Raw genomic sequence first — 18002 nt, 5'->3', positions numbered from 1 at the left:
TCCCGCCCGCAACGGCGTGCGGGGATGGATGACGGGCGAGCGGCCGCCTGGGCTGCCGACGGACCACGGTCCTACTTGCTGAGCAGCCTGCGCAGCATCACGAGCATCGCGGCGACGGACGCGGCGAGGACGCTCAGCGGCTTCCACCGGTCGGCGAGGGTCGTGTTCAGGGGCACGTCGCGCCGGACGGCGACCGCGGCCACCCGCTCGCCGTCCTTCGAGCCGGCCGGCTGCGAGCCGCCCTGCGCCGAGCGGTGCCGGGCCTTGCCCAGCCGCGACCTGACGTCCGCGCGGGACCCGAGGGAATCGCGGGCCTCCGCGATATGCGTGCGGCGCTCGCCGGAACGGTTCCGCAGCTCCTCGTACGACGGCGTGGGCTCCTTGGGTTTGGCGTCCTTCGCGTCGTCCTTGCGGTCCTTGTCCGGCTTCGGCTTCTTGACGTCGAGTGTTGCCGGGTCGAAGCTGCGGCCCTCCTTCAGCACGCCGAGGTCGTACCGGATGCCACGGATGGCGTCCTCGGGGACCAGGGGGAGCTGCTTCTTGAGGCGCGAGACACCGATCAGCGCGAGGACGCCGGCGATCACGAGGAAGAGCAGGGCGACCAGCAGCGCCGCCAGCCAGGCCGGCATGAGCTCGGCGAGCCCCATGATGGCTGCGACGACGAGGGCCACGGCGAAGAACAGCACGAAGACCAGCGCGACGACGAGGAAGGCGGCGGCGATGCCGGCCTTGATCCCCTTCTGCTTCATCTGCTCGACGGCGATCGAGAATTCGTCGCTGATCTGGCGCGGCGTCAGGCGCGCCAGGAGCCTGACGAGTCCCACCAGCGACAGCGAGCCCGTGGACCGCTTGCCGCGCGTACTAGCCGAGCTGTTCATAGGCCCTGCCTCCATTCGTGAGTTTGTTGCTGGACATTGGCTGAACCAAAATTACCACCGGGCGCCCACCCGGTTTCCGCGCCGCGGGCGCAGCGCCTCCGGGGGCCATGGACGGTCCGGATGGAGTAGTGCGCGGGCGCCTCACGCGGTGGAGAGCTCCGCGTTGTCCTCGAGGTCCTTGCCCGCGAACTCGGGGAGACGGGTGCGGACGAAGACGAAGGACAGGACGGCGAAGATCGTGAACGCCGCGTACATGATCCAGAGGCCGAAGTTCTCGCTGACCCACGGGAACGTCAGGGTGACGATGAAGTTGAACACCCAGTTCACCATCGTGGCCACGCCGAGGGCGATCGACCGGATGCGGTTGGGGAACATCTCGCCCAGGGTCACCCACATGACGGGACCCCAGGTGGCGGCGAAGAAGATGACGAAGAGGTTCGCGCCGACGAGCGCGATGGGACCCCATGCGCCTGGCAGGGTGATCTCCTCCCCCGTGCCCTGCGCCTGCAGGAAGGCGAGCGTCGCGGCGAGCAGGCCGACGGTCATGCCGACGGACCCGATGAGGAGCAGCCGGCGGCGCCCCACGCGGTCGACGAAGAAGATGGCGACGAAGGTCATGGCCACATTGATGACCGAGGTGATCACCGACGTCGTGAAGGAATCGCTCTCGCTGAAGCCCACCGACTTCCACAGGGTGGTGGAGTAGTAGAAGATCGCGTTGATGCCGACGAGCTGCTGCAGCGCGGCGATCGCCATGCCGACCCACAGGATGGGCTGCAGTCCGAAGGCGGGTCCGCGCAGGTCGCGGTAGCTCGCACGGTCCTCCCGCTCGAAGCTCTCCCGGATCTGTCCGATCTTGCCCTCGGTGTCCCGGACGCCCGAGACGCGGGAGAGCACGCGCGTGGCCTCGGCGTCGCGGCCGGCCCGGATGAGGAACTGCGGGGACTCCGGGATCACGAGCGCGAGGATCCCGTAGACGACGGCGGGCGCCACGCCCACCAGGAGCATCCAGCGCCACGCGGCCAGGCCCCACCAGAGCTCGCCGTCGGCGCCCCCGGCGGCATTGGCGAGGGACGCATCGGACAGGAGGGCGGCGAAGATGCCGACCGTGATGGCCAGCTGCTGCACGGATGCGAGGCCGCCGCGCCACCTGGACGGTGCGATCTCCGCGATGTAGCCGGGGACGATCACGGAGGCGATGCCGATGGCGAGGCCGCCGACGAGCCGCCAGGCCATGAGGTCCCACTCGGAGAAGGCGTAGGCCGACCCCGCGGAGTTGATGGCGAACAGGAACGCGGCCGCGACCATGACCTTCTTGCGGCCCCACCGGTCGGCCAGCCCGCCGGCGAACCACGCACCCGCCGCGCAGCCCAGCAGGGTGATGGCGACGGTGAAGCCGAGGACGCTCGGGCTCAGGTCGAACTCGCCCTGGATGGAATCGACCGCTCCGTTGATGACGGCGGTGTCGAACCCGAACAATAGGCCTCCGACGGCGGCTGCGACGGTGATCCCGATGACCCGCGCCAGGTGCTTCGGTGACTGCTCTGCCTCGGGCTCGGTGCCGTTCCCACTCATATGCCGTTCTCCCTGCTCGTTCCGTGTCCCATCACCCTACGTCAGTCCGAAGCATGCTTAGCAGCTCCGATCCGCGGCCGCCCGGGGTTTGCCGTGGGCGCCGAGGGTTGACGGGGGCCCTAGGATGAAAGCACCATTGATTCGCCCTAGCAACCATATTGTCCCCCGTGACTCACCGGTTGCTCCGTGGAAGCCGCTCCGCCGCCGTCGCCGGGCCGCCGCGGTCGATGCCGCTCCGTCCCCGTCCCAGCCCGCTCTGTTAGGCCGCATCTTGAGTACCCTCACCCACCCCGGCGACACCCTCTCCCGTCGCGAGAAGATCATCTACGTCTTCATCCTCGGCACCCTCACGGCCCTCGGCCCGTTCACGATCGATCTGTACCTCCCGGCGTTCCCCGCGCTGCAGTCGGACCTCGGCGTCTCCGAGGCCGCCGTGCAGCTGACGCTCACGGGCACCATCATCGGCTTCGCGGCCGGGCAGCTGCTCGTCGGCCCGCTCAGCGACAAGATCGGCCGCCGCCTGCCCCTCATCCTGGCGACCACCCTGCACGTGGGCGCCTCGATCGGTGCGGCCTCCTCCGACGACATCAATGCGCTCATGGTGTTCCGCGTGCTTCAGGGCATCGGCGCGGCAGGAGGCGGCGTGGTGGCCATGGCCATGGTCCGTGACCTCTTCGGCGGGTACACCCTCGTGCGCATGCTCTCCTACATGGCGCTCGTCAACGGCATGGCGCCCATCTTCGCCCCGGTGATCGGATCGCAGCTGCTGCTGCTCTTCCCCTGGCCGGGCATCTTCTGGTTCCTCGCCTGCTACGGCGTGCTGGTGATCATCGCCGTGAGCCTGTTCATCATCGAGACCCTGCCGAAGGAGAACCGCCGCAGCTCCGGGCTGACCGTCGGCCAGCGGTACCGCGCGGTGCTGGGCGACAGGATCTTCATCGGCATCCTGCTGGTGGGCGGCATGAACTTCTCCGGCCTGTTCTCCTACCTGTCGGCCTCGCCGTTCCTCTTCCAGGGCCCGTACGGACTGAACGAGCAGCAGTACGGGCTGCTCTTCGCGATCAACTCCCTCGGCATCGTGGCCGGCGTGCAGATCAGCTCCCGGGTACTCCGACGGATGGGGCCGCAGTGGGTGATCGTGACGGCGACCGTCGTCCAGCTCGTCATGGCCATGCTCATCCTGGCCTTCGACCAGCTGGGCCTCGGCTTCTGGGGGACGGCGATCCCCCTGTGGTTCTACATCATGGCCACGGGCTTCATCTTCCCGTGCGTGCAGGTGCTGGCGCTCATCAACAACGGGGCGCAGGCGGGGACGGCCGCGTCATTGCTGGGCGCGGTGACGTTCGGGACCGCCGGCGTCATCTCCCCGCTCGTGGGCCTGCTGGGCGAGGGGATCGAGTCCGCCACCCCGATGGCGCTCGTCATGGCCGCATGCATCGCCCTGGGCGTGGTGTTCCTGTGGACGGTGGTCCGCCCGCGGACCGTGCCCGCACTGCACTAGCGCGGGCTCCGGCGGACACGCGGGTCGGTCGGTCCGGTCGGGCGGCGGCTCCGGCTGACGCCCGGGTCGGTCAGTCCGGTCAGGCGGCGGCTCCGGCTGACGCCCGGGTCGGTCAGTCCGGTCAGGCGGCGGCTCCGGCGGACGCCCGGGTCCGGCGGCTCCGGCGGGTCCGGTCGGTCCGGCGGCTCGGGCGGGCGGCTCCGCTCAGGCGGCGGCGCGCTCCGACTCGGCGGGCAGTGCCTCCGCCGCCCTCGCGATGTTGCGTGCCATCGCCGAGAAGATGAAGCCGTGGAACGGCAGCACGGCGAGCCAGTAGAGCCTGCCCGACAGCCCGTGCGGGAAGAAGACCGCCCGCTGGAAGTAGGAGCTCCCCGAGCCCTCCGGCTCCACACGGAACTCCAGCCAGGCGCGGCCGGGCACCTTCATCTCCGCGCGGAGCCGCAGGCGCTCCCCGCGGACCAGTTCCTCCACCCGCCAGAAGTCGAGGGCCTCCCCCGTCAGGAGCTCCTTCGCGTCCCGCCGTCCGCGGCGCAGCCCCACACCGCCCGCGAGCTTGTCCATCCAGCCGCGGGCAGCCCACCCCACGGGCCAGGAGTACCAGCCGTTCTCCCCGCCGATACCCTCGACGATGCTCCACAGCTTCTCGGGCGACGCCGTCGAGCTGTAGGTCTGGACGTCCGTGTAGACGGTGTGGCCCGCCCACTGGGGGTCCGAGGGCAGCGGATCGGCCTCGGAGGCGAGCTGCGACGCTCCGGCCCAGCTGGTCTCCACCTCTCCCCCGCGCATCTTCCCGAGCGCGAGGTCCACGGCGCGCCGGTACCCGGTCAGCCCGCCCTCCGGCATCGCGATGTACTGGTCGATGTCGTGTTCGGACGGCACGGCGTCGTGCTGCAGCGACTCGATGAGCGGCATGGCCATGGCCCGCGGGATGGGCGTGACCAGGTTGACCCAGTGGCCGGCGAGGCGTGGCGTGAGGACCGGCAGGGCGAGGATCCTACGGCGCGGGAGGCCAGCGGCCTCGGCGTACTGGTTCATCATCTCGGCGTAGGTGAGCACCTCGCGCGACCCGATGTCGAAGGTCCGGTTCAGGCCCTCGGGGAGGTCGAGGGCGGCGACGAGGTAGTGGATCACGTCGCGGACGGCGATGGGCTCGATGTGGTTCAGGACCCACTTGGGTGCGGGCATCACGGGCAGGACGTCGGAGAGGTGCCGGATCATCTCGAAGGACGCGGAACCGGACCCGATCACGACCCCGGCCTGGAAGGCGATGGTCGGCGTGCCGGAATCGAGGAGGATCCTGCCCACCTCGGTTCGGGAGCGCATGTGGGTGGAGAGCTCCACACCGTCGGGGTGCAGCCCGCCGAGGTAGACGATGCGGCGGATGCCGGCCTCGGTGGCGGCCCGGGAGACCGTCGACGCGATCTCCGCCTCGCGGGCGTCGAAGTTCCTGCCCGAGCCCATGGAGTGCACGAGGTAGTACATGGTGTCCACGCCCTGGCTGGCCTGGCGCATGGTGTCGCCGTCCTGCAGGTCCCCCTGCACGATGTCGACCGACGCGGCCCAGGGGACGTCCTTCAGCTTCTGCGGCGACCGGACGACCACGCGGACCCGGCGACCGTCGGCGACGAGTTTCGTGACGAGCCGGCCCCCGATGTATCCCGTGGATCCGGTGACCAGGATGAGTCCGCCCGTGGCGTCGGTGGCGTCCGTGGCGTCCCTGCTGTCCGTGCTGTCCGTCTGCATGGGCACAGCCTACGCCCGGCCCCTGACACGGCCCCTGACACGGCCCCTGACACGGCTCCTGACACGGCCTACCAGTTGCCCTCGGCCTCGTACGCGGCAGCGTGTTCGCCCGAGCAGAACGACTGGCTGGTCCGTATCCGTCCGGCGCAGTACAGGCACCTGGTGGCGCCCCTCAGCCAGTCGGCGAGTCTCTTCAGCATGCCCTGCCCCCCAGTTCGCGATCGCCCTCAGTGTAGCCAGTCGCGCGACCGGCGCCAGGACCCGCCTGCACCCGTCCCGATCCGCCTCCGCAGGGAACCGGCGGGGCGGTGCCGGTTATAGTCGCGGCATGGGGATCTGGGGCCGGTTGAGGTACAGGGTCGAGGCGTCGTACCGCGAGGCGAGGACCGACGCGCTGCGGCAGGCCAACGAGGCGGTGCCGGCGTCCCTGCGCCTGTCCGCCGAGGACTTCGGGGGCCGGCGGGAACAGGATCCCGCGGCCGGGCAGCACGTCGGGGAGGACAGGGCCCGCTACCTGCCGGCCGCGGAGGCCGAGGCCCTGCTCGTTCCCGGCGGGGACGGCCGGCAGTCGCTGCGCCTGGTCGGCTCCGGCGGCGGCCTCGACCTCGCCGCACCGGACGGCCGGCTCGTCGACGGGGACACACAGGCACTCCCACACATCGGCATCTTCGCCTTCCACGCGGTCGGGACGGGCGACGAGGACACCGCCAGGCCCTCCACGTTCCACGCCGGACAGCCGGTGGGGCTCCGCCGGGAACCGGACGAGCACGACCCACACGCCGTCGCACTCACCACGGGCAGCCCGGCCCGGACGTTCGGTCACGTCCCCCGGCAGCATGCCCGACCGGTAGCCGAACGGCTGGATCGCGGACAGCATCTGGTCGCCCTGGTCACCCACGCCGGGACCTCGCCGCCGCGCGTGCTCATCACGACCCCGCACCTGCTCGCCCAGCTGCGTCGCGAGTAGGTGCCGCACCTGCCGGGCGGAGCCTGTCGAGCAGGAAATGAAGAAGCCCCTGACCTGCGTCTCCGCAGGTCAGGGGCTTCCAATGGCTCCTCCGACTGGACTTGAACCAGTAACCCTTCGATTAACAGTCGAATGCTCTGCCAATTGAGCTACGGAGGAAAGCGCGAGTATTACTCTACATAGGTTCCTGAGCGAAGTGAAATCGGCGCCGGGCTAGTCCTCGCGGAGCAGGCGCCGCTGCATCTCGAGCTCCATGAGGTCGCGCTGCAACTGGTTGTAGAGCACGGGATCGGCCGTGGGGTCCATGCGCTGGAGCTGCCCCAGCTTCTCGGCCTTCTGCTGGGTGATGCGCAGTTCGGTGAGCCGGTTCAGGATGTCGCGGCAGTAGACCACCATGGCGTCGGCGTCCTTCGCCGGGAGCGGACGCACCGCCAGTTCGCTCACGAGCGGGCGGAGGACGTCGGGGACGCCCTCGCGGACCGACTCCACCCAGCGCGACAGCTCGGTTCCCGCCGCGCCTGCAGCGAGGACGGCATTGTGCAGCGCCTCGTACACGGGGACGGTGAAGCGGGACGTGGAGAAGCTCTCCCACTGCGCCGCGGTGAGGGTGGTGGGCTGCTGCAGCACCACCTCGAGGGCCTCACGCTCCATGCGGGCCATGGGATCCCGGGGGTCGGGGCGCTCGAAGAACGGCCCGGGCGAACCCTCGGACTCCCCCGGTCCGGCGACGCCGCCCTGCTGGCCCTGCTGATTCGGCTGGGCCTGCTGGCCCGGCTGGCCCTGCTGGTTCGGGTGGCCCGGCTGGTTCGGGCGGCCCTGCTGGCGGCCGCCGGCCGACGGCGCACTCCCGGGGCCCCGGCGGGCAGCCGCAGCCACGGCGCGCGCCACCTGGTCCTCCCCCACGTACTGCATGCCGAGCCACCGCGAGAGCTCCCGCGTGTAGGTGGACCGCAGGGAGACGTCGCGGATCTGCGCCACGATCGGCGCCGCATGCCGGAGGGCCTTGACCTGCCCCTCCCCCGAGGAGAGGTCGAAGTTCCCGAACGACGCCTTGATGGCGAACTCGAAGAGCGGACGGCGGTCGGCGATGAGCTCCCGCACGGCGTCGTCGCCCCGCGTCTGCCGCAGTTCGCAGGGATCCGCGCCGGACGCCTCGACGGCGACGTAGGTCTGGGCGGTGAAGCGCTGGTCCTCCTCGAAGGCACGCAGGGCCGCCTTCTGGCCCGCGGCGTCGCCGTCGAAGGTGAAGACGACCTCGCCGCCGGTGCCGTCGTCGGAGAGGAGCCTGCGGGCGATCTTGATGTGGTCCGTCCCGAACGCCGTGCCGCAGGTCGCGACGGCGGTGCCGACACCGGCGAGGTGGCAGGCCATGACGTCGGTGTACCCCTCGACGACGACGAGCTGGCGGTTCTTCGCGATCTCCCGCTTGGCGAGGTCGATGCCGTAGAGCACCTGGGACTTCTTGTAGAGGGAGGTCTCGGGGGTGTTGAGGTACTTCGGCCCCTGGTCGTCCTCGTAGAGTTTGCGCGCGCCGAAGCCGACGGTGTCCCCGGTGATGTCGCGGATGGGCCAGATGAGGCGCCCGCGGAAACGGTCGTAGAAGCGGCCGGCGTTGCTCGACGACGCACTGAACATGCCCGTGAGCTTCAGCTCGTCGAGCGTGAACCCGCGGCCCGTGAGGTGGGTCAGCAGCGTGTCCCAGCCCTGCGGCGCGTAGCCGACGCCGAACTGCTCGGCGGCCGCCCGGTCGAAGCCGCGCTCCTGCAGGAACTGCCGCGCGGCGCCGGCGCCCTGTGTGAGGAGCTGGTCGCGGAAGAACTCGGCCGCGATCTTGTGGGCGTCGAGCAGGCGCTGCCGCTTCCCCACGTCCTCGCGCCGCGGGCCGGTGCCACCGTCCTCGTAATGCAGCTCGAAGCCGATGCGCGCCGCGAGCTTCTCGACGGTCTCGCTGAAGGTGGTGTGGTCCAGCTTCTGCACGAAGGAGATGACGTCCCCGCCCTCACCGCAGCCGAAGCAGTGGTAGGAGCCCATCTGGGGGCGCACGTGGAAGGACGGTGACCGCTCGTCGTGGAACGGGCACAGTCCCTTCCACGAGCCGATGCCCGCGGACTTCAGGGTCACGTAGGCCTCGACGACCTCCTTGATGTCCGTGCGCTGGCGTACCTCATCGATGTCTTCACGCTTGATGAGTCCGGCCATGCTCCCAGTTTAGGCCTGCCCTACCGACACCCCGACCGGCCAGGGAGCGCATGTGGCCAACGCCTCCCCCCGCCCGGCGCCCTGCGCCCGGACGCCACGGAAGACGGGCCGGGCCTACCAGAGCGCGGGGACGGGCCCGACGATGCGCTCGTGGAGGCCGAGCGCGGACGCATCGGTCAGCGACGCCACCTGGTCGATGACGACGCGCAGGCGGGCGTCGTCGTCGGGCGCCTCGCGCCAGTCGGCGGCGAACATCGGTTCGAGGTAGCGGTCGCCGTCGGCGTGGACCTGGGCGACGAGCGAGGCGAGGATCTCCCGCTGGCGCTCGTAGAGGGGCTGGCGGTGGTCGGTCGTCATCACGTATGTGGTGGCGAGGCCCTTCATGACCGCGATCTCGAGGATGGTCTCCTCGGGCACCACCATCTCCGCGTTGTAGCGGGTCAGGGAGTCCGGCCCGTAGATGGAGCGCGTGGACTGCATGGCGCTGAGGCAGAACCGGCCGATCAGCTGGCTCGTCATGTTCTTCAGCGCCGCCATGGACCGGCGCGTGCCGTCCGCCTCGCGGACCCACACCGGGGTCCGCTCCAGCCGGGCCAGGGCGGCGTCGACGGCGGCCGGGTCGCTGCCCGGGAGGTACCACTGCTGCGTGTAGCCGACCACGCGGGCGCGGGCGTCGGCGCTGTCCATCCACTTCAGCTGCAGGTGCCCCGCGACGATCGCGTCCTCGACGTCGTGGACGGAGTAGGAGATGTCGTCGGCGAGATCCATGACCTGCGCCTCCAGGCAGGAGCGGCCCTCGGGGGCGCCGTCGCGCAGCCAGTCGAAGACGGGGAGGTCGTCGTCGTACGCGCCGAACTTCGTGGTGCGCTGGCCGCTGATCACGGGGGCCGATGCCGCCGTCCACGGGTACTTGCACGCGGCGTCGAGGCTCGCCCGGGTGAGGTTGAGGCCCGCGGGGCCGCCGTCGGGCGCGAGGACCTTCGGCTCGAGCCGCGTCAGGAGGCGCAGCGTCTGGGCGTTGCCCTCGAAGCCGCCGATGCCGTGCGCGATGTCGTTGAGCGCCGACTCGCCGTTGTGCCCGAAGGGCGGGTGCCCGAGGTCGTGGGCGAGGCAGGCGGTGTCCACGATGTCGGGGTCGCAGCCGAGGGTCCGCCCCAGTTCACGGCCCACCTGCGCCACCTCCAGGGAGTGGGTGAGGCGCGTGCGGACGAAGTCGTCGGTGTCGGGCGCCACGACCTGCGTCTTCGCGCCGAGTCGGCGCAGCGCGGACGAGTGCAGCACGCGCGCCCGGTCGCGTTCGAAATCGGTGCGGTGGGAGCTCTTGGGCGGCTCCTCGACCCACCGCTCGGTGTCCGAGGCGCTGTAGCCGCGGGCGGCGGACGATGCGGGGAAGCTCATGATGCCTTTCTAGCGCAACGGGTGCGTGCGGGCACGGCCGCGGCGGACGATGTGGACCGGCGGAGGGGACACCCGTGCACGCGGGTCGTGGGCTGGTCGGGGATCACGGTCAGCCGCCGGACACGTCCACCTCGGCGGCGGCGATGTCCGCCTGCTGGGCCTCGTTGAGGACGCGCCCGTCGAGCCAGTGCTCGGGCAGGGCCGTGCGCTTCGGGGAGCCGGCACGGCCCCGGGGGCCCTCGGCGTCCTCACCCGGGTACGGCGAGTCGTGGTCGAGTTCGTCGAGGAGTCCGCGGAGCACCTCGAGCGTGGGCACGGTGGCGAGCTTCGCGCGCAGCTCACCGCCGACGACGTAGCCCTTGAAGTACCAGGCCATGTGCTTGCGGATGTCGCGGAGGCCCATCATCTCGCTGCCGAACGTCTCCACGAGGAGCTCGGCGTGCCGGTAGACGGTGTCGGCGACCTGCCCGAGGCCCGGGCGGTGCCGGGACGCGCTGCCCTCGAAGGCGTTCATGAGGTCCCCGAAGAGCCAGGGCCGCCCCTGGCAGCCGCGGCCGATGACGACGCCGTCGACGCCGGTCTGCCGCACCATGCGCACGGCGTCCTCGGCACTCCAGATGTCGCCGTTGCCGAGCACCGGGATGTCCGGCAGGGCGTCGCGCAGTTCGGCGATGGCGTCCCAGTCCGCCTTGCCCGAGTAGAACTGGGACGCGGTGCGCCCGTGGAGTGCGACGGCGGCCACGCCGCTGTCCCGGGCGATCTTGCCCGCCTCGCGGAAGGTGAGGTGGTCCTCGTCGATGCCCTTGCGCATCTTGATGGTCAGCGGGACGCCGCCCTTCGAGGCCTCCCGCACGGCGGTCTGCACGATGCCCGTGAACAGGTCGAGCTTCCACGGCAGGGCTGCTCCCCCGCCCTTCCGGGTGACCTTGGGGACGGGGCAGCCGAAGTTGAGGTCGATGTGGTCGGCGCGGTCCTCCTCGACGAGCAGGCGCACCGCCGCGCCCACGGTCTTCGGGTCCACGCCGTACAGCTGCACGGAGCGCACCGACTCGTCCTCGTCGTGCGAGATGATGCGCATGGACTCCGGGCTGCGCTCCACGAGCGCGCGGGAGGTGACCATCTCGGACACGTAGAGCCCGCCGCCGTACTCGCGGCACAGGCGACGGAACGCCTTGTTGGTGATGCCCGCCATCGGCGCGAGGATCACCGGCGTGGTGACGGTGATACCGCCCAGGGTCAGCGGGGGGAGGTCGAGCCGGAGGGCGGCGTCGGCCGCGCCGGGGGTCTCAGGGGCGGCGGGAGCGCTCGACGGAGCGGGGAGGGTCGATACTGCAGTCACCCCTCCATTGTCGCAAGGGCCCGCAAATCCGGGGGCGCTGTTCGCTGTGCGCCTGCTCTCCCCGTCGGCCCCGCTCGCCTTCTTCGCCTTGCTCGCCTTGCGCCAGGCGTTCGTCACGCGTCCTCCCCCGCCAGCCGGCGGCTGCGCCGCTCTCCCAGGGCCACGAGACGCTCGCCCGGGGCCAGCGGCCCGGCGCCCTCGGCGGCGGGGACCGGCGGCGCCGGGTCCGCCTCCGGGTCCGGTGCGTCGTCCCTCGGGCCGACGGCCTTCACCACGAGCACCGCGATGAGGGTGGTGAGCGGGATGGCCAGGACGAGGCCGATCGAGCCCACCAGCGTCCGCACCACCTCCTCGGCGAGTTCGCCGCTGGTCAGGATGTCGAGCAGGGCGCGGTCGTACAGCGAGACGAGGATCAGCACGGGCAGGGCCGCCCCGGCGTAGGCGAACGCGATGGTGTACACCGTGGACGCGATGTGGTCGCGGCCGATCCTCATGGCGGACGCGAAGAGCCGGCGCGCCGACGTGTCCGGCGCCAGCTCGTGCAGCTCCCACACCGAGGAGGACTGCGTGATGGTCACGTCGTTGAGGACGCCGAGGCCGGAGATGATGAGGCCGCACAGGATGATCGACGAGATCGACAGCTCGTCGGAGGCGTTGACCAGGGTGTAGGCGTTCTCGTCCCCCACGCCGGTGAGGTGGGCGGCGTCCGTGGCCCAGGCCGCGAGGAGCGCCGTGACCCCGAGCCCGAAGACCGTCCCGAGCAGGGCGGTGGAGGTCCGGGCGGAGACACCGTGCGCGAAGTAGAGCACCCCGTACATGATCACCACGGAGCCCACGAGCCCGAGGAGCAGGGGCGGCCGGCCCTCCACGAGGCCCGGCAGGATGAACTGCGCCAGGACCACGAGGGCACCCACGAGGCCGAGGATGGCCCGCAGTCCGCGCCAGCGCGCGACGGCGATGACGACGACCGCGTACACCACCGCGAGTGCCACGATGGGCACGGACCGTACGAAGTCGACGAAGACGTAGGGCGCCGCTCCGCCCTGGATGACCGCGGCGAGGTCCAGGTAGCGGATCTCGTCGCCCGCCTCGACCGCCTCGGCCTTCGCGAGCTCCGGGGTGACCTCGACGGGGATCACCTCCCCTCCGGCCGCGGGCTGGGTGTAGGCGATGGTGCAGGTGAGCGCCGCGCCGCCGGCGTCGACCGTGGGCTGCGACGACGGGCAGTCGGCCTGGCCGACCTCGCGGACCGTGCCGCGCTCGAAGCTCACGCCCTCCGCCGTCGCGTAGGGGCTGGCGACGGTCAGGGTGCTGCGGTCGCCGCTCGGCCAGAGCAGCACCATCGCGATGAGCGTGAGGACCCCGAGGGGGACGAGGAGGGCCGAGAGCAGCAGGGTGGCCCGCTTCCGGGTGGCCAGCGCGGAGGCGGACGGCTCCGGACCCTTATCGGTGCGGGCGGAGTGCAGGTGGCTGGAGCCCACGGACTTCCCTCGGTGTCGGACTGTGGCAGGACAATGCTCAGGGGTGCTGCGGCGCCGGGGGACGGACGTGGCGCGTGCGCCGGGCACCGTGTGCGATTCTACGCAGGCGCGGGTAGGAACAGGACGACGCAGGGCCGCGGCGGGGCGGGGAGGGACGGCACATGGCAGAGGAGCCGCCGTCCGGCCGGGTCCCACCGCGGAAGCGGAAAACCCCGGGCCGGGCCGCGTATCCGGGCCCGGCCGGGGTACAAAGAGTACGTGGACAGCACGAGCGGGTTCGTCCCGCTCCCGTGGAAGGCCGGAAGAAGGATCTGAGCATGGGATGGAAGCCGCGGCAGAACGACCGCATGTACCGGAGCGTGGTCTACGCGGGCAAGGCGGCCTTCGCCGCACTGCGCCTGCCCGTCGTCGTCACCGGGACGGAGCACCTGCCCGTGTCGGACCCCCTGGCGGGCCGGTCGCGCCGTGCGGTGCCCGGGCACGGGGCCGTGGTCGCGATCACGCACTTCGGCTATCTCGATTTCGCCTTCGCGGAACTGGTCCTGTGGAACCACGCCCGCATCCAGGCGCGCTACATGATCTCCAAGCGGGCGGCGGACCACTGGTTCGTCAGCCCGTTCGTCTTCGGGCTCGGCCACGTGGTCACGGACCGGATGGCGGGCGCGGACGCGTACGACGACGCCCTCGCGAAGCTGCGCGCCGGTGAGTACGTGGCCATCCTGCCCGAGGCCGGCGTGTCCCGCAGCTACACGGTGCGCGGTCTCAAGACCGGCCCGGTGCGGCTCGCCGCCGAGGCCGGGGTCCCGGTGATCCCCGTCTCCGTGTGGGGTGCGCACCGGCTGCTGACCCGCGGGCACGGGTTCTCCCCGCGGCGGGCCTGGCGGTCCCCCGTCCGCGTGCACATCGGCGAGCCGATCCGCCACGCGCCCGGCCTCGATGTCGGCGAGGAGACGGAGAAGCTGCGCCAGGAGCTGCAGGAGGGCATCGACAGGTGCATCGCCGACTTCCCCGTGACCCCGGAGCCCGGCGCCTGGTGGATGCCGGCCCACCTCGGCGGCGGTGCCATGACGGACGCCGAGCGGGAGGCGGCCGACGTGGCGGACCGGAAGGCGGGGAGGCACAGCCGGGGCTGAGCGGACGTCGGCCCGGGCCCGGCGCCCTCCGGCATCGGCCCCGGGCCCGGCTCAGGCCGTCGCGACGACGAGCGTCTCCGGCCCTCCGAGCCGCGCGGCGCCCGTGGCGAGCAGGGGCTCAACGACGGCGACGAGTGCCTCCATCGAGTCGTCCACCTCGAGCTGGATGGGGTACTGGTGCACGAGCATCGCGATCATGGTGGCGACGGCGGCCTGCTGCTCCTGCGGGGCGAGCGTGGTGTCGTAGCCGAGCAGGACGTCCGCGGGGTCGTCGGTGCGGGCCTGCGTGTAGCTGACCGCGAAGGCCGCGATGGTCCCGCCGTCGGCCTTCGGCCGGTCACGGAGCACGATCGCCCCGCCGGCGCCGCTCGTGTCGGCGAGGAACAGCTGCTGGGCGCGGCCCAGGCCGAGCTCCGCACGGTCCCAGGTGTGCACGGACTCGTAGAAGGCGGCCAGCGCCCGGGTCAGTTCCACCGATCCGGTCGCTGCCTCCTCGAGCTGCGGGCCGTCCGCGTCGTCGAATGCCGGTGCCGCGAGGGCGCCGGGTCCGACGACGACGACCCGCGAGCGCTGCAGCGTGGCGAACCCCGTGGCCCCGGCGAAGGCGGCGCCGGTGGTGCCCGGCGTCACCTTGGACCGCAGGGCCGTGATGCCCTGCGGTGAGGCGGCGGCCTCGTGCTGGAGCATGGTCAGCAGCGTGGAGCCGACGCCGGCGCGCCGGTGGTCCTCGGCGACCTCGATGTAGCACCAGAGCCGGTCGGGGTGGAGGGCCGACCCGTAGACGCAGCCCGCGGCCACGGGGATACCCTGGTCCACCACGGTGATGCACCGGTTCCACGGCTCGTCCGACGGGGTGCGGAAGGAGCCGCGGAACTGCTCCGAGGCGGCCGACTCGGGCCCGCCCCACAGCTGGAGGAGCTCGAGGTCGTCGCCCTCCTGCCAGGCGCGGTACTCGAGGGCCATCAGGCGCCGATCAGGCGGGCCGCGAGGTAGCCCTGCACCTGGTCGAGGGAGACGCGCTCCTGCGCCATGGTGTCGCGCTCCCGGATGGTCACGGCCTGGTCCTCGAGCGTGTCGAAGTCCACCGTGATGCAGAACGGCGTGCCGATCTCGTCCTGACGGCGGTAGCGGCGGCCGATGGCGCCGGCGTCGTCGAAGTCGATGTTCCAGCCCTTGCGCAGCTGCGCCGCGAGGTCCTTGGCCTTCGGGGAGAGGTCCTCGTTGCGGCTGAGCGGCAGCACGGCGGCCTTGACGGGGGCGAGGCGCGGATCGAGCTTCAGGACGGTGCGCTTGTCCACGCCGCCCTTGGCGTTGGGTGCCTCGTCCTCGGTGTAGGAGTCGACGAGGAACGCCATGAAGGAGCGCGTCAGGCCCGCCGCGGGCTCGATGACGTAGGGGGTGTAGCGCTCGTTGGTGGCCTGGTTGAAGTAGCCGAGGTCGGTGCCCGAGTGCTTGGAGTGGGTGGAGAGGTCGAAGTCGGTGCGGTTGGCGATGCCTTCGAGCTCACCCCACTCGGAGCCGGTGAAGCCGAAGCGGTACTCGATGTCCGTGGTGCCCTTGGAGTAGTGGCTCAGCTTCTCGAGGGGGTGCTCGAAGAGGCGCAGGTTGTCCGGGTTGATGCCGAGGTCGGTGTACCAGGCGAAGCGCTGGTCGATCCAATACCGGTGCCATTCCTCGTCGGTGCCCGGCTCGACGAAGAACTCCATCTCCATCTGCTCGAACTCGCGGGTGCGGAAGATGAAGTTGCCCGGGGTGATCTCGTTGCGGAAGCTCTTGCCGATCTGGCCGATGCCGAAGGGCGGCTTCTTGCGCGCGGTGGTCAGCACGTTGTTGAAGTTCACGAAGATGCCCTGCGCCGTCTCGGGGCGCAGGTAGTGCATGCCCTCCTCCGAGGCCACGGGGCCGAGGAAGGTCTTCAGGAGCCCGGAGAACTCCTGCGGTTCGGTCCACTGGCCCTTCGTGCCGCAGTTGGCGCACGTGACGTCCTTCAGCCCGTTCTCCGGTGCGCGGCCCTTCTTCTCCTCGTACTCCTCCTCGAGGTGGTCCGCGCGGTACCGCTTGTGGCAGGAGAGGCACTCCACCAGCGGATCGCTGAAGACCTCCACGTGCCCCGAGGCCTCCCAGACCTGGCGGGGCAGGATCACGGCGGAATCGAGCCCGACGACGTCCTCGCGGCCGCGCACCATGGTCTGCCACCACTGGCGCTTGATGTTCTCCTTGAACTCGGCGCCCAGCGGTCCGTAGTCCCAGGCGGACCGGGATCCGCCGTAGATCTCCCCCGACTGGAACACGAAGCCGCGCCGCTTGGCGAGCGAGATGATGGGGTCGAGTGCTGACTTGGCTGCTGCCATGGTGTTTGTTCTCCAGTTCTGGGCAGGCCGCTGGGTGCGGTCCGCAGGTGGGGGGCGCGTGTCGCAGGGCTGCCCGCCCCGCCGTGCGGGCGCGGAAAGCTCCGGGATCAAGCCTACCGGTTCCGCTTTCCCCGGCGCCCGGAACCTGAGCCTGGACCGGGAGCGCGAGGGACCCGTGCAGCACGCTGACCGGCTACGGGGCGCGGCGGGGCCAGGGCAGCGTGGTGAGGATGATCGCGACGAGCGTCAGCAGCGTGCCGGCCACCGTCGCGAACACCACGATCGTGCCGGGCGCGGGCACCACGAGGTCCAGCAGCAGCGACCCGACGAGCTGGCCGCCGATCATGCACAGTCCCGTCAGCAGGACGCCGAGGCTGCGCACGAGCAGGGCGCCGAGCGCGATGAAGATGCAGCCCATGGGGCCGCCCAGGTAGTACCACCACTCCGAGGGCAGCGGGTTGCCGGGACCGGCGATGGCGACCTTGATGAGCCAGGCCGTGAGCAGCACCGCCGTGCCGGCGACGAAGTTCATCAGGGTGGCTGCGAGCGGCGTCCCGTAGTGGAGTGCCGCCGTGCCGTTCATGGCCTGCTGGAAGCTCATGAGCACGCCGGCCGCGACGGGCAGCAGCACGGGCACCAGCCAGCTCGAGAGCTCCCCCGCGGCGCCGAAGCGCGGCGAGACGGCCCACACCACGGACAGGACCGTGAGGACCACGCCGATCACCCGCATGGGCGTCGCGGCGCGCTTCCCGCCCGGCCCGATACCCGCCTTGTCGACGAGGAGGCCGCTGAGCGTCTGGCCCATGACGGCGGCCACCGTGAACAGGGCCACACCGAGGATGCCGATGGTCAGCGACTGCGAGAACACGAAGAACGCGCCGATGGCTCCCGCCCCGATGTAGTAGGGCGGGAAGCGGCGCTCGCGGACCGACGGGATGATCTGCCGGGCGCCCGCCCGCGCGCTGGGCACGGCGATCGTCAGGGCGATCATCACGATCAGGCCCGTGCCGAAGCTGATGAGTGCCGCCGCGATGCCGTCGTCGAGGACCGTCCCCAGTGCGCCGTTGATCCTCCCCTGGAGGGGGATGGCGAGCCCTGCGGCGAGGGCGAGGGGGAAACCGACAGCGGGGGGAAGGGCGGGCGCATCAGACACCCGCCCAGCCTAGTGGGGCGGCGTCCGGCAGAATGGACGCATGACCGACGACGCAGCCATTGCAGAGCTCCCCATCCGTGACGACATGATCCGGCTCGGGCAGCTGCTGAAGCTCGCGTCGCTCGCCGAGGACGGCGTCGAGGCGAAGGCGCTGATCGACAACGGCCTGGTGCACGTCAACGGGGAGATCGAGGAGCGCCGCGGGCGTCAGCTGCACCCCGGCGACACCGTCGGCGTCAACGGCGTCACGGTACGCATCACGCGCGGCTGACGCCCCGTCGGCC

15 protein-coding genes and 1 tRNA gene are annotated in these 18002 nt (G+C 71.2%); 4 read left to right on the top strand and 12 right to left on the bottom strand.

What is annotated here, in order from left to right; translation table 11 throughout:
• Nucleotides 1-71: 71 nt before the first annotated feature.
• Together V6S67_RS05610 and V6S67_RS05605 are read right to left on the bottom strand one after the other, a co-directional pair.
• Complete coding sequence (locus V6S67_RS05610; protein ID WP_334209308.1) at nucleotides 72-878, bottom strand: phage holin family protein; 807 nt, start codon at nucleotides 876-878, stop codon at nucleotides 72-74.
• A 141-nt stretch (nucleotides 879-1019) separates the two neighbouring features.
• Nucleotides 1020-2453: a sugar porter family MFS transporter gene (locus V6S67_RS05605; RefSeq protein ID WP_334209307.1), complete on the bottom strand. Its 1434-nt coding sequence runs from the start codon at nucleotides 2451-2453 to the stop codon at nucleotides 1020-1022.
• A 271-nt stretch (nucleotides 2454-2724) separates the two neighbouring features.
• On the opposite strand from V6S67_RS05605, the gene V6S67_RS05600 reads away from it, so the two are divergent.
• Nucleotides 2725-3954 carry a multidrug effflux MFS transporter gene (locus tag V6S67_RS05600; RefSeq protein ID WP_334209306.1) on the top strand — a complete coding sequence of 410 codons (1230 nt, stop codon included), beginning with the start codon at nucleotides 2725-2727 and terminating at the stop codon, nucleotides 3952-3954.
• 204 nt (nucleotides 3955-4158) lie between these two features.
• Here V6S67_RS05600 and V6S67_RS05595 read toward each other — a convergent pair whose 3' ends face one another.
• Together V6S67_RS05595 and V6S67_RS05590 are read right to left on the bottom strand one after the other, a co-directional pair.
• Nucleotides 4159-5697 carry an SDR family oxidoreductase gene (locus V6S67_RS05595; RefSeq protein WP_334209305.1) on the bottom strand — a complete coding sequence of 513 codons (1539 nt, stop codon included), beginning with the start codon at nucleotides 5695-5697 and terminating at the stop codon, nucleotides 4159-4161.
• 68 nt (nucleotides 5698-5765) lie between these two features.
• The gene (locus tag V6S67_RS05590) at nucleotides 5766-5897 is read right to left on the bottom strand and encodes a hypothetical protein (RefSeq protein WP_334209304.1); all 132 of its coding nucleotides are present in this window, start codon (nucleotides 5895-5897) and stop codon (nucleotides 5766-5768) included.
• 128 nt (nucleotides 5898-6025) lie between these two features.
• On the opposite strand from V6S67_RS05590, the gene V6S67_RS05585 reads away from it, so the two are divergent.
• Complete coding sequence (locus V6S67_RS05585; protein WP_334209303.1) at nucleotides 6026-6664, top strand: HIRAN domain-containing protein; 639 nt, start codon at nucleotides 6026-6028, stop codon at nucleotides 6662-6664.
• An 83-nt stretch (nucleotides 6665-6747) separates the two neighbouring features.
• Here V6S67_RS05585 and V6S67_RS05580 read toward each other — a convergent pair.
• From V6S67_RS05580 to V6S67_RS05560, 5 genes are all read right to left on the bottom strand, one after another.
• A tRNA-Asn gene (locus tag V6S67_RS05580) sits at nucleotides 6748-6823 on the bottom strand.
• Between the two features lie 54 nt (nucleotides 6824-6877).
• Nucleotides 6878-8863: a DNA primase gene (gene dnaG / locus V6S67_RS05575; RefSeq protein WP_334209302.1), complete on the bottom strand. Its 1986-nt coding sequence runs from the start codon at nucleotides 8861-8863 to the stop codon at nucleotides 6878-6880.
• Between the two features lie 114 nt (nucleotides 8864-8977).
• A complete protein-coding gene (locus tag V6S67_RS05570) occupies nucleotides 8978-10261 on the bottom strand; it encodes a deoxyguanosinetriphosphate triphosphohydrolase (protein ID WP_334209301.1) in 1284 nt (427 codons plus the stop codon).
• Between the two features lie 109 nt (nucleotides 10262-10370).
• Nucleotides 10371-11501, bottom strand: coding sequence for a tRNA dihydrouridine synthase DusB (dusB, locus tag V6S67_RS05565; RefSeq protein WP_334211534.1), 1131 nt, complete (start codon nucleotides 11499-11501; stop codon nucleotides 10371-10373).
• A gap of 212 nt (nucleotides 11502-11713) precedes the next feature.
• Nucleotides 11714-13081 (bottom strand): YibE/F family protein, encoded by a 1368-nt coding sequence (locus V6S67_RS05560; RefSeq protein WP_442884705.1) that lies wholly within the window; start codon nucleotides 13079-13081, stop codon nucleotides 11714-11716.
• Between the two features lie 317 nt (nucleotides 13082-13398).
• Between V6S67_RS05560 and V6S67_RS05555 the strand changes: the two genes are divergently transcribed.
• The gene (locus V6S67_RS05555) at nucleotides 13399-14214 is read left to right on the top strand and encodes a lysophospholipid acyltransferase family protein (protein WP_334209300.1); all 816 of its coding nucleotides are present in this window, start codon (nucleotides 13399-13401) and stop codon (nucleotides 14212-14214) included.
• A 51-nt stretch (nucleotides 14215-14265) separates the two neighbouring features.
• On the opposite strand, the gene V6S67_RS05550 is transcribed toward V6S67_RS05555, so the two are convergent.
• The 3 genes from V6S67_RS05550 to V6S67_RS05540 all read right to left on the bottom strand — a co-directional run bounded on the left by V6S67_RS05550 (nucleotide 14266) and on the right by V6S67_RS05540 (nucleotide 17718).
• Nucleotides 14266-15177 (bottom strand): GNAT family N-acetyltransferase, encoded by a 912-nt coding sequence (locus V6S67_RS05550; protein WP_334209299.1) that lies wholly within the window; start codon nucleotides 15175-15177, stop codon nucleotides 14266-14268.
• Entirely contained in the window at nucleotides 15177-16565 is a 1389-nt protein-coding gene (locus V6S67_RS05545) for a glycine--tRNA ligase (protein WP_307081814.1), read from the bottom strand. Before V6S67_RS05545 ends, V6S67_RS05550 begins: the two co-directional genes overlap by 1 nt.
• Before the next feature lie 193 nt (nucleotides 16566-16758).
• Nucleotides 16759-17718, bottom strand: coding sequence for a DMT family transporter (locus tag V6S67_RS05540; RefSeq protein WP_334209298.1), 960 nt, complete (start codon nucleotides 17716-17718; stop codon nucleotides 16759-16761).
• Between the two features lie 40 nt (nucleotides 17719-17758).
• Between V6S67_RS05540 and V6S67_RS05535 the strand changes: the two genes are divergently transcribed.
• Nucleotides 17759-17989: an RNA-binding S4 domain-containing protein gene (locus V6S67_RS05535; protein ID WP_334209297.1), complete on the top strand. Its 231-nt coding sequence runs from the start codon at nucleotides 17759-17761 to the stop codon at nucleotides 17987-17989.
• Nucleotides 17990-18002: the final 13 nt, after the last annotated feature.

The organism is Arthrobacter sp. Soc17.1.1.1 (assembly GCF_036867195.1).
GTDB lineage: Bacteria > Actinomycetota > Actinomycetes > Actinomycetales > Micrococcaceae > Arthrobacter_D.
This window is presented reverse-complemented; position numbering and strand designations above follow the sequence as displayed.